8 protein-coding genes are annotated in these 12,740 nt (G+C 32.3%); 1 reads left to right on the top strand and 7 read right to left on the bottom strand.

What is annotated here, in order from left to right; translation table 11 throughout:
* Positions 1-183 precede the first annotated feature (183 nt).
* The 6 genes from CN601_RS24205 to CN601_RS24180 all read right to left on the bottom strand — a co-directional run bounded on the left by CN601_RS24205 (position 184) and on the right by CN601_RS24180 (position 11,176).
* Entirely contained in the window at positions 184-1,302 is a 1,119-nt protein-coding gene (locus tag CN601_RS24205) for an RtcB family protein (RefSeq protein ID WP_098172583.1), read from the bottom strand.
* Positions 1,303-1,572: 270 nt separating this feature from the next.
* On the bottom strand, positions 1,573-2,046 hold the full coding sequence (locus tag CN601_RS24200; RefSeq protein ID WP_098172582.1) for an arsenate reductase/protein-tyrosine-phosphatase family protein: 474 nt from the start codon (positions 2,044-2,046) through the stop codon (positions 1,573-1,575).
* A 239-nt stretch (positions 2,047-2,285) separates the two neighbouring features.
* Positions 2,286-6,461: a S8 family serine peptidase gene (locus CN601_RS24195; RefSeq protein WP_098172581.1), complete on the bottom strand. Its 4,176-nt coding sequence runs from the start codon at positions 6,459-6,461 to the stop codon at positions 2,286-2,288.
* Positions 6,462-7,097: 636 nt separating this feature from the next.
* On the bottom strand, positions 7,098-8,276 hold the full coding sequence (locus CN601_RS24190) for an MFS transporter (RefSeq protein WP_373605005.1): 1,179 nt from the start codon (positions 8,274-8,276) through the stop codon (positions 7,098-7,100).
* Between the two features lie 57 nt (positions 8,277-8,333).
* Positions 8,334-8,999, bottom strand: a complete 666-nt coding sequence (locus CN601_RS24185; RefSeq protein ID WP_098118240.1) for a FadR/GntR family transcriptional regulator — start codon at positions 8,997-8,999, stop codon at positions 8,334-8,336.
* 218 nt (positions 9,000-9,217) lie between these two features.
* The gene (locus tag CN601_RS24180) at positions 9,218-11,176 is read right to left on the bottom strand and encodes a cation:proton antiporter (protein ID WP_098172579.1); all 1,959 of its coding nucleotides are present in this window, start codon (positions 11,174-11,176) and stop codon (positions 9,218-9,220) included.
* A 230-nt stretch (positions 11,177-11,406) separates the two neighbouring features.
* On the opposite strand from CN601_RS24180, the gene CN601_RS24175 reads away from it, so the two are divergent.
* Positions 11,407-11,979 (top strand): hypothetical protein, encoded by a 573-nt coding sequence (locus CN601_RS24175; protein WP_098172578.1) that lies wholly within the window; start codon positions 11,407-11,409, stop codon positions 11,977-11,979.
* A 28-nt stretch (positions 11,980-12,007) separates the two neighbouring features.
* Here CN601_RS24175 and CN601_RS24170 read toward each other — a convergent pair whose 3' ends face one another.
* Positions 12,008-12,691 (bottom strand): Dph6-related ATP pyrophosphatase, encoded by a 684-nt coding sequence (locus CN601_RS24170; protein WP_098172577.1) that lies wholly within the window; start codon positions 12,689-12,691, stop codon positions 12,008-12,010.
* Positions 12,692-12,740: the final 49 nt, after the last annotated feature.

The raw sequence follows: 12,740 nt of genomic DNA, 5'->3' as shown, positions 1-12,740 counted from the left end.
TAGATTTTCTATAACCAAATAAATTTAAAGGCAAAATCGATCTATTGCCTTAATATAAATTATACTCAACACCAAAAGTAGAAATGAATAATATCCAAATCCAGTATTAAGTCAAAATAAACATTTAATAAGTTTTAAAGATTAACAGAAAAAAAAGACAAATAAACTCACATAATTGTGAGGTTATTTGTCTGCTTTTAAATTGTAAATCGGCTTCATAAAAAATTCGATATCAATCTGTTCAGTAATATTTTCAAGTATTAATTTTGGTTTTTTATACACCATTGGAGATTCATCAATTGTATGTTTGTAGATCGATGTTGTAAAGACACCTTTCATCGCTTTTTGGTAAATATCTAAGTCTACTTTATATGCTGCATCTGTTCTGCTCATAATACGCCCTGCCCCATGTGGTGCTGAAAAATTATAGTCACCTGAACTTTTACCTTTTCCAACTGCACAACCAAATGCCATATTAAAAGGAATGATCACTTCTTCGCCTTCAGTAGCTGAAATTGCGCCTTTTCTTAAGATATTGTTTTTAAGATCGATATAATTATGTATTGATTCGATTTTCCTAATTCCGTCAAAATCTAATTTAAAATACTTTTCTATAATAATTTTCGCAATTTGTTCACGATTTAATGAAGCAAAGTGTTGCGCAATCGAAAGATCTTTTAAATAAGCATCTTTGTCTTCTCTTTTAGATAAGTATTCAAAACCTTTATAGCTTTCTCCGAATAATTGTTTCATATTTTCTTTTGCGATATTCATATGATGTTTTGCAATTTCAAATCCAAAATGTCTTGAACCCGTATGGATCACGAGCCAAAAATGATTATTTTCATCTTTATCAATTTCGATAAAATGATTTCCACCACCAAGGGTTGCAATACTGCTCATTATGTAATTATAATTTAAACCAAGTCTCTCAATTGCCTCAGCAAACTCTTCAGGTTCAATTACTGGTTCATCGTGGATATTTGATCCAATTGGGATATTTTTTCGGATAAACTTATCAAGTTTTTCAGACTTTACTGTTTTCATTCGACCTAGATAATATGCACTCACACCACACCCGATATCAACTCCTACGATTGAAGGAATAATATAATCATTCAACGTCATTGTAAAACCAACCATTACACCGCCACTAGATATATGGCAATCTGGCATAACAACGATGTTTGAATTTGAAAAACATTCCGTATCTAATATCGTTTTTAATTGTGTAATAACATTTGTATCCACATAATCAAGTAGGATTTTTCCATTATTGTATTTTCCGTTAAATTCTATCATTTATGTTCCTCACTTTTATTTTTCTATATCAAAAAAGATTTTACTTTTAAATGTCTCCGAATGTTAATGCCCATGCTTAACCATATTATATCATCTCGCATTCTAGTAACCTGTCGTTTTTTATAATGGATATAATAAAAAAGAAATTTCAAAGTGAAATTCCTTTTTAATAGATACTTTTTTAGTATAAAATTTTAATCTTTTTTCAAGAGTATAAATAGTTAAACTATATTATTTAATTTTTAATTATATTCTTATTAAAACTTTCATTTAACCTAAAATCTGCAGTTTAGATAAACTTAAGTTATTTAATAAGGTTGGAACAGCATTATTAATATAGTTAACTAATTGATTCATTTCCTCTAAAAAGTTTTCATTATTAGGTTCTCCAATATTTACGGGTGTCGGCTCACCATTGTATGCTTCGTTAAATAATAGAATATCGAAGTTAAATTGTTCCTTCACATAATCTTTATGTAATTCACTCATTCCAATAACCATATCAAATTTTTTCAAACAATTTTCATCAAATTGTGTTCGTTTGAATGTGGAAGTATCAATGCCCATTTGATTCAAAAGTTTAAAATGATATGAAGAATATTTACTTATATCACTGTCTGCTCTAATTCCTGCAGACGCTACATTAACTAAACAATTATTCGTTTTTTTTAAGTATTCTGTCATACAGTATTCAGCGATTACACTACGGGTAAAATTGTCTGTGCATAAAAATAGAATGTTCAATTATTGTTTCCTCCAAGAAATGTACTAGATCATCGATTCAATAGTCTGCTCATAGACTTACTATTTCATCAGAAGTATAGATAGAACGTGTGTGTCCTTACTTACTTTATATCTATTATTATATTTCCTATAAAATTCGACATTTCTTTATTATTTCCTTGTTCGTTTTCTAGACTACTATTTCAAGTAGAAATAGAAATACCGACAGCGTAATAAAAAATCGCTGTCGGCTTTCGTTCTTATAGTCCTAATTCTTTCTTAACATCTTCAATCGTGTTACCTTTAAATTTCTTCAAAGGCTTCGGTGCGTTTTTAATGGTCGGATTTTGCATCATATAATTTTTCTCAACATAAGCAAAATCTTTTGAATCTACTACACCGTCTGCATTAATATCTGCATCTCTATTGTATCCTTGATCAGCTAATTTTGTTCCAAAGTACGTTTGGATTACTAGAGCATCTAAAACGTCAATTACATTGTCTTTATTGACATCACCGGCTGCTGCTTCATCGATATCATTTGGATAGCTTAAAGTCTTATATTCTCCGTAGTCTACGCCATCTAAAGTCCTATAAAGATTGTCGACATGATTATACGTTGTAAAATGTCCAGGAATATCTTGGATAACGGTAAAGCGATCATGCGTGACTGGTAATCCTCTTACAGCAAATGCTCCGTATTTGTTCATAACCCCATCATATTTGTTCCCTTTGCTGTCAACTACTGTAACTTTTGCACCTATTTTTGTATAGTCTAAGGAAATAAGATTTCCTTTCGCATCTGCAGCAAATGCTTCTGGGTAGACTAAACCATTAGTTTGCGAGAAATTCGGTAGGATACCGATTGGAGGAGTCCAACTAAATGGTCTTGTAACAGTTCCGTCTACATTTGTAAAAGTAGATGAAACTGCATTTGTAAAACTTGATGAATCGGCATAATCTGTTAAGTTCGGGATTTGAATTGTCACATCTACCATTGGAATATTACCATTTACTCCTGTTTGATCGTTAAAGTTCACTTTTACATTGTTTGAAACTTGAGTTGCAGTTGGAGTAGACGTAACTGAAAGTGTGCCACCTAATTGTGCCGCTGCTGGATTTAAACTAATGTTCTTCACGATCGTGTTTGCATTATTTGTATTAAAACGGTAAGCAGCCTGTTTCAGCTTATTAACATGATTTGCTGTCAAAGTGAAAGTTACTGTATCGCCAATATGAGTGTATACAGTGCTTTGACGAAGCTTAACATTCGGCTTAGCGTATACGTAAGTATAATTGTTTGGAACCAAATAGTAGTATTTACGTCCAAATGTATTACTCGCTTGGTCGACTCCTTCAAACTCTAAGTCTACTAAATTACCACTTGGATCAGTATTGAATGCACTTTGAGCTTTCCCTTCACCATCAAGAGAAACCCTCCCTAGTGGTGAGTATGAGTTATAGAAATAAAACAAATAATTTTTTGACTGGTCAATCGCTTGCCCAGAAGTACCCTTATCGTGAAGCAATGCCGTAAACGGGATGCTCTTCGTACCAGGTTCATACTCCACAAATGGATTATCTTCTTGTTCACCTTGTAAGTGAATATCGAATGCATCTGGTATTGTGTTGTCTATATTCATATCGAAGCTAGGAGAAATAAATGGCACTCCTTTGTCATCAAACCCGATCATTTCCAATTTGTAATTACCTTCTTGTGCCTTTACTGGATGGAAATCAATTGGATTGTTTTCATCTCCTGTAAAAGGATAATATGTCCCGTCAAAAGTTGTATCGTACTGAACTCCTTCATCGATCCCAATTCCATCTCCATAATTTGTGATCCCAAGTTCATTGCCATTTGAATCCATGATCATTTCATATAGATAACTCATATGTGACTTTAAAGTGAAATGTCCCGGTACTGCTGGATTAAATATTAAACTAGTTAAATGATTAGCAACTGTAGTTGTTGTATTCACGTCATAAAAGTAACTTTGAAAACCTTGCTCTACATAATGCACGCCAAATGGTACGCGATAAGTTTCTGAAGGGTTTTCATTATTTGTAAACACAACATAGCCTTCATAAATCCCTTTTTCAGCTGTTTTTGGAATATTTAATGAAATATCGATTTTCTTTTGATTAATTCCTTTTACAGTTACTGAAGAAGGAGTTTGTACTGTTACTCCGTTAGCTTTAGCATCTTTTGAACCACGTAAATTTGTCTGGTAATTAACTTGTACATTAAATGTTTTGGACTTTTCTCCTCTATTCATTAATGTTATTGAACGAGTATTTGATAGGTCTAATCCTGTATAAATTGCGTTACCAAAACTTAACGCCCCTGTTTCGATATTAATCTGCTTTTCTTTTCCATTTTTAATCATTGGTGTTGATTCTTTCACTTTAATTTCAATTGTAGAGTGAATCGCCTTATAAGGGTCTACTCTTCCAGCACCTTGTTCAAATACACTGTATGAATTACTTAAAGGATCCGCTGTATTCATTAAAATTGATTTTATATCCTCTGGTTGTAAATCTCGATTTGCTTGTAAAAGTAATGCTGAAATCCCAGTTACATTTGGTGTCGCCATTGAGGTTCCACTCATTCGTTCATAAGCTGTGCTATAGTCTGATGGATTATCAGGGCTATGCACAAATCCTGGGATAGTTGATAATACATTCACACCAGGAGCTGTAATTTCAGGTTTAATATCATAAGTTACTCGTGAAGGACCTCGTGAACTAAATGACGCTAATGTATCACCTGGCATTGTAAAACTACTCAAGTCAGAAAAAGAGAATTTAGTATTACCAGTTGCAATTTTTTGCTGTAATGCAAGACCATCTGCATTCGTTAAATTGAATGACGGAATAAAGTCTACTCCTTCACCAAGATAAAAAGGCATATATCCTTCTTTCGGATCATTATCAAAAATGAGTATTGCTGCTGCACCTTTTAGCTTCGCCTGAAGAATCTTGTCGTTAATCGTTTGATTGTTACCGCGTTGAACAAGTGCAATCCAACTTTTTGCCGGTAGATTAATATTCTTATAGTCATTTGCAGCTCCATAATTAGGAACTTTCACAATCGTCAATTCTTTTCCCGGAAGTAGAGAGAAATCTTCTGTCCAGCCTTTTGCAAGTCCCCTCATATCAACATTCAAAGTGTCTAAATGCCCCTTCATTGTTGGAATATCTTGTGGCACATCGCTTGCTCCGACCGTCAATGCTAATGAAGCGCTACCAGGAGAACCTAATGTATACATTCCGTCTCCTGAATTTCCTGCTGCCACTACTGCTGTGACTCCACTTAAAACTGCATTATTAATCGCGATGCTTGTCGGATAAAGAGGGTCATTATAATCTGCACCCAATGATAAGTTCATTACATTCATTCCGTCAGCAACAGCTTGGTCAATACCCGCCATTACAGATTCATCAGAACCAGATCCCCCAGGACCTAATACCCTGTATACATATAAATTCGCATCTGGGGCTATGCCGTTCGTAGAATATGGACTATTATTTTTACCTTGACCTACAATTGTTCCTGATACATGAGTTCCATGTTCAGTTTCATAATCTGATGCTTTTAATGTAGTCCTAGGATTGGCTTTTTTAAAGTTTAAATAGTCTTGATACGTCGTTTCCATTGGATCATTATCATTATCAACGAAATCGTATCCACCTTTAAAAGCAGCTTTGATGTCTGGGTGATTATAGTCAACTCCAGTATCAATTACTGCTACCTTTACCCCTTTTCCGGTATACCCTTCACTATGTAACTTATTAATATTAAGATAAGATAGTTCCGCAGCCATTCCTTGACCATCTGAAGTTGATGATGGCATAGCTTCTAATTCACTCGGAGGGTCCGCCTTAATCGTCGTATTGCTGAATATCGCTTGTACAGCATTTGACTTCATTAGCTTTTCAATTTTATTAGACGGTACCTCTAAAGCAACCCCGTTAAACGCATTTTTGTATTCTCGAATCACTTTAAATGAACCATCAGATTCCTTCGTAAAAACAGAATTCAAATCATTATTAAACGTCGTATGGTCATCATTTACATTTTGTTTTGCTTGTTTACTAGTTAAATTTTTCCCATCCAAAGCAGCCTCTAGCACTGCCGTATGCTCTGGCTTATTTTTAAATTGAACAATTACTGAAACGGCTTCAGCACTTTTCAAATTAACTTTTTTGTCCAAAAAAAGTCCTGACTTTTCAATTGAGGATAGCTTTTCTAATGCTTGTCTTTGCGCAATTGTAAGTTTAGATAAAATCTGAACTGCTGTTGCTTTTGTTGAAGCATGTGCTGTTGAATGTGTTGGTAAATTGAAAGCTGATAAGCTACTCGTTACCAATCCCGCTCCAAGCACTAAAGTAGTTGCTTTTTTCAGCTTATTTTTTTGGATGTTCTTGTCCATCTTCTTTTTGTCCTCCCCATTTCTAACCAATGTAATTAATTCCTTTATTTGTAATAATGTAAAGTTCCATTTTTGTATATAAACTTTACATTTAATACACGGATCTCTTATCTGGAAAAACACTTAACTAAATTAGCCCGATAAATAAGAATTTAAGCACTAAAACTTTTCAGAAATATCAAACTATTTAGATTATAATCCTCTATTACAATCCAGTAAATTGGGGAAATTTTATCATTTAATAATCGTTTTTTTTAACATGAGACATACATAATATTAAAAAATCATGTCGTTTTTCGTTTAATTAATCAAGAGAACATTAGGAAGAAATTCAATAAATTGTAGAAATAAAAAGAAACTCGTCGATTAATTATTAGGGGGAATATTGAAGTTTAACTAAGAAATACTTAATAGGCTTTTCCGATATCTACAAAAAATAGCGAAGAATAGACAGATATTAATACTCGGAAACAGAAAATACTTTAAATGAAAAACGCCTCTAAATTATGTCCCTATTTTACTTCTAGACCATAAACAATAATATTTTCATATATAAATAGGGGCCGACTATGCGTCAGTTAAGCTGACTTTTAGAACGGTCCCCTGATCTTTATTATAAGTATTCCTATTGTGTTACTAGCTAGCTTTACTGCTTACTTTTTGTGTCTCTTTTAGAGGGATTCCTAAAATTAGACATAATAATATAATGCTTAATACTACTAATAAAATAAAAATATTCATAATACTTCCTGTAGCATCGAGTATAAGACCAGCTATAATCGGAATAAAGCCACTTATAATATATCCAACTGATTGCATTAAAGCAGTCCATGCTCTAGCTTCTTCAGCGGTATTAGTCGCATTTAAAGGTAAAACTAACGCTAATGGGAATAAGCCGCCTAAAGCGATCCCAATAAAAATAACAGCAACCCACAAGTTAATTTCAAAAATAATAAATAGCAGGCCAGCCATGACGAAAATTGTACTTCCTATTAAATAAAGTTTTTGATTTTTAAATCGATCAGCTAGAGTCGGTATGATAAAGCTACACACCATCTGAACCAATGTAAATAAAGTAATCACTGTTCCTGCATTTGTACTAGAGATTCCAAATTTTCCTGCTAATGGTGCAAGCCATGTACTGATACAATAAAATAAACCTGATTGTAAACCAAAAATTAATGTAAACATCCATGCTTTCTTATTTTTATAAGGTAATCCACTCTTTTTATTTTCTATATTACGTACACTTTTTTTAATCATTGGGTACCAAGCAATAAAAGCTATAATAGCTAATACACCCCATATTGCAAGTGCCTTATTCCATGACCCTCCAAACGTTTTTTGTAGTGGGATCGTGAGTCCCGAGCTTAAAGAAGCACCAAGTCCCATCCCTACTGAATAGATTCCAATCATCATTCCCAACTTATTAGGGAACATTTTTTTTATAAATCCAGAAAGTAAAGGACCAATAATTGCAATTCCAATTCCAACCAACAATGCGGTAAATAATAAAGTTGCAGAAGTTGTAGCTACCGCTCTTAAACCTGTTGCGACTCCGATTAATATAATACAAGCAGCAATTGTTTTTTCACTACCCCATTTATTACTTAATTGTCCAGTAAATAAAGCAAATATACCCATACATAAAACTGGAATAGAAGTTAAAAAACTAACTACAAAGTTGCTCATATTTAAGTCATGTCGAATGATTTCTAAAACTGGGGAAATTGAAGTAATTCCAATCCGTAAATTTATTGATACTAAAAATAGTGCTAAAACATAAAAAATAGGTTTTAATTTCATTTTGATCATTCCTTTATATTAATAATTCGTCATATCATCAGATGTTTAAATCATAACAATAGGAGCTTATAGTGGCTCCATATTTTTCATCGCATATTTTATTGCATCTTCTTCATTTTGATTTAAAATTGCTAAGTACAACTTCTCATGTATATCCGAATTGTCTTGATAATTGGAAGTATTCATGATTAATTTACTTAAATCTTGACGTAGAACAGGAATAAATGACTGATATAAATCAATCAGTATTGGGTTTTTACTTGCTTTTGCAATTGACAAATGAAAGGAAATATCTGCTTCTAAGTATTCAGCATACTGCCCTTCTTTCAGTGCATTTTTTCGTTTATCTAGATACGTTTTCATTTGTAAAAGGTCATCATCATTTCGGCGCTTTACAGCTAATGATGTTACCTCTTTATCGATCATCGCTCTAGCTTCAAGAAGATGTGCTTTATTTGCATCCTTCAAGTTTTTTTCCAACGAATTTTGAACAGGACTATTAGAAATGATATGTGTGCCATGACCTTGTCTAACTTCTAAAATACCTGCGTGAGCTAAAATTTTAATTACTTCTCTTAGTGTTGAACGACCAACACCTAATTCTTCCATTAACTGTGGTTCTGAAGGTAATTTGTCACCAACTTTATATTCACCAGAAAAAATTTTTCTTTGTAATTGTTCCAATACCTCGTCTGCTAATTTACGACGCGGCACCTTTGAAAAATTCGTCATATCGTCTGCTCATCTCCTGTTTAATAATTTCATTATAAACATCCCAACTATATAAAACAAGAAAATAAATCCCCCTAAAATTTCAATGTATTATTAGAATCTCACTTCACAAAAATTAAATGTAATTTGATCCTTTTTTCTAATTACGTAAAATAGAGTATGATCCAATTATGGTCATACTCCATTTTTCAAATTGAAAAAATCAAAACCTTGTCTAATCACTCTATAAATTGGATTACATTTTCAAGCATTAATAAATGTTGTCTAAATTCTTTTAATTCATTTCGATTAATTTCGCCTTTTTCGTAATTATGTTGAATCACCTCTCGTTCAATTTGAGAAGCAAAATCAAGCCATTCCTGAAAGTATTCATTCGTAATGCTAAGTCGTTCACTAGTCTTTTCTATTTGTTGAGTGTATTTTTTAATAAAAACATCAGTGATTTCTTGTGGAACTGTTGATGATTTTAATTCCTTCAATTTTTCTAAAACAAACTGATTATTACTGTTTTTTAGTTTGATTAATTGTCTTCGATTTTCTTCAAATGATCGTGGAATAAAATTACCTACGTGCAGATTGTTATTTAATAATTCCATGTAAAATGTATCAGCTTTATATCGTTTATCCTTTGTTAGAAAATAAAGCCTTTTATTCGACCGCTTTAAAGTTGGAAATGCTATTTGGAGAGAAATCTGTCTATTTTTAAGTAAATTTTTTGTATCTTCTATTTGCATTTCTAGAATGAAACGGTTTAATAGCTTCACATTACTATTTAGATCAGTTGAACTTGTTAACGAAAGGATACGATTATTATAAATATGAATGATTTCAGCAATCTCTACATCATTTTCCTCAGTTTGATAACTCTTTATTTTTTCTATGACCTCTCTTAATATCTCAATTTCCTTGGTGTAATCCTTTTGACCAGTTATTCTTTCTTTTTTAGGTGCAAATAATGATAAAGTAAAGTTTGCAAGAAGTAATGTAGTTAGGATTACGCCGGCTGAGATAATAATTAATAGATCTCTTTCTAAAAAATACTTTCCAACACTTAATTCGATCGGTAACGATAGTGCACTGACTAGCGTAATTGTTCCTCGGACACCTGAAATTGTATATAAAGAGGTTGTTTTAAGTTTGCTTTTAAAGCTATTCGCTGAATCTGATTCAAAATTATTAAAGAAATAAACCCAAATAAAACGTAAAGCCAGTAGTACTAGTGTGATACTTAGTATGTAAATTAAGAGGGTGTCACTACTTATATAATTTTTTTGGCGAACTGTTTGTAAAATAATTGGTATTTGAGTACCTAATAGAATAAATACTAATCCATTCAAACTAAATGTTAATACTGACCAAGTGTTTTTTGATAATAGATTTAATTGGACAATTTCTGGATTCATATGTTTATAGCTAAACGAATGAACAATTCCCCCACTAACAACTGCCAGTATTCCACTTACGCCAAAATGTTCTGCGACTACAAAAATTAAAAATGGTAATAAAAGTTCCATTAAAATAAATGAAATTGTATTTTCGATCCCAAGTTGTCTAAACCAACGCATCAGCAAGATTTTAAGAAAACTTAAAAATGCCCCTAAAACAACACCACCAAGAGAAAGAAATAAAAAGCTTGTACTCGCTTGAAAGATTGAAAAGGAACTGGTAATCAATGCGGCTACAGCGAATTGAAAAGATACCAATCCTGAAGCATCATTTATGAGTGATTCACCTTCTAAGATATTCAAAATTTTATGTGAAATTTTAATTTTATTTGCCATGGCACTAACTGCGATTGCATCTGTTGGCGCTAAGGCAGCTGCGAGGGCAAAACATGCTGGAAAAGGAATAATCGGAATCATCCAATGAATGAAATAGCCTAAAATAGCTACAGTTAAAAATACTAATCCGACAGAAAGTAATAAAATTGGCTTTCTAACTGCCCATAAAGCTTTTTTATTAACATTTGCCCCATCATTAAATAAAAGAGGTGCCATAAAGAGAAGAAGGAAAAGTTCCGGATTTAATTCGATCGAATGGCCGGATAATGGAATAGCTAAACAAATTCCTAAACCAACTTGAATAAGTGGTACTGAAATACTAGGTATTAATCTACTTACTACATTAGAAATAAAAACGCCACTTAACATTAATAAAATGAATTCAAAGATTTCCATATTAGCTTGCCTCTTGTATTTAGTACGTAAAAGATTATTTTTGCTAAATAGTATTAAGTAAAATTAAAATTTATATTCTAACCTAGGATTTATCTAGTCTAGAAATTATGTGGTTGAAACGTTCCCAAATACCTTCTTTATTTAGAGAAAGATTGATTACTATTTAAAAGTATATAATTGAATAATTAAACTTAAACTAAGTCATTAAAAAAATCACAAGGTGCGAAATGATGAAAAAAATATATTTGACAACTATTTTAAGTGCGTTATTATTCTTTAGTTTTACACCATTAACATTTGCAGATATGTCGAATAATGTTTCGGCCACACTTACAGTTAAAGTAAGCCCCTCTTCTAATTCCACTGATTCGATAGATGAGGTTACACCAATAAAAGGAGCAAGAATTATTGTTATCAATTCATTAGGTAAAGTGATTGGAACAGAATTGACGGATTCGAATGGAATTGCAAAACTACAAGTAACCGTAATAAGGGATTTTCGTTTTCCAAAAAAGGAAATGGGTGAAGTTACGCTTATTACAGTTGCAAATGATTATAATGAAAACATCAACTTCAGTGTTCCAATCAATGAATTTAATGACCATACTGCAAAAGTCTCCGTATCACTTTGGAAAGTGGATCAAAAAAAAAGAAATGAACCACAATTTAATAACGGCTCATTTCATCGGTTAACAGTATTTGAGATGTTAAATCAATATGCTGAACAAGTTGGATTATCGAAACAAAATATTACTATGTATGAAGGAACAACTCCACCATGGGGTCCAAATATTAAGAACTAGATTTATGTTCTTACTTGTTGATTTCGATTCAGTTAGGAACAATATCCGTAAAACAAAATCTAATTTCACCCGTATAAATATCTGCAGATCGTTTCTTTTCACCAATCTCAAAATGTATTGGTGTATTAAAAATCGGTCCATCAAACACAAATGAGTGATATTCACCGTTTTCACCACAAGGGTCAACTTCTTTTGGAAGTTCGTCTATAAACTGTTTATCGATCACTTTGCCTGAAGATTCCTCAGATAATCTAGTTAAATCTACACAAGTAATAATCGTTTTATACCCTAAAGATAGAAAACGTCTAATCACATTTGATGTACTTTCACCCCAAAGAGGAAAAATTGGAGTTATTCCTAATGGTTTTAGCATTTCCTCTCGGTACTTTCGGACATCTTCAAGAAAAAGATCTCCAAATGCAACATATTTAATTCCTTGCTCTATTAATTCTAAATTAACCTTTGTCATGATCTCTTGGTATAACTCATTCGAACAATTTTCTGGAATCCAAATTTTCCTTAATGGAAGTCCGATCGATTTTGCTTGAGACTCTAGTAATTCGACCCTAACCCCATGAATACTAGTACGGTTAAATCCTTCCGTTACAGATGCTATTAACAATACGACTTCGAATTCATTTGAATGCATTAAATCATGTAAAGCCAATGTTGAATCTTTTCCACTAAAAGATACAGCTATTTTTTTCTTCAAATCTTGATTGCCTCCCTTTTTTAGAAACCTTGCTACTTAAACATTATAA

It is taken from the genome of Bacillus sp. AFS017336, assembly GCF_002555445.1.
Taxonomy (GTDB): Bacteria; Bacillota; Bacilli; order Bacillales; family Bacillaceae_G; genus Gottfriedia.
This window is presented reverse-complemented; position numbering and strand designations above follow the sequence as displayed.

Coding starts and splice junctions, on each gene's coding strand:
- CN601_RS24205 (WP_098172583.1), bottom strand. CDS start 1,302: ATGATAGAATTTAACGGAAAATACAATAATGGAAAAATCCTACTTGAT.
- CN601_RS24190 (WP_373605005.1), bottom strand. CDS start 8,276: ATGATCAAAATGAAATTAAAACCTATTTTTTATGTTTTAGCACTATTT.
- CN601_RS24175 (WP_098172578.1), top strand. CDS start 11,407: ATGAAAAAAATATATTTGACAACTATTTTAAGTGCGTTATTATTCTTT.
- CN601_RS24185 (WP_098118240.1), bottom strand. CDS start 8,999: ATGACGAATTTTTCAAAGGTGCCGCGTCGTAAATTAGCAGACGAGGTA.
- CN601_RS24195 (WP_098172581.1), bottom strand. CDS start 6,461: ATGGACAAGAACATCCAAAAAAATAAGCTGAAAAAAGCAACTACTTTA.
- CN601_RS24180 (WP_098172579.1), bottom strand. CDS start 11,176: ATGGAAATCTTTGAATTCATTTTATTAATGTTAAGTGGCGTTTTTATT.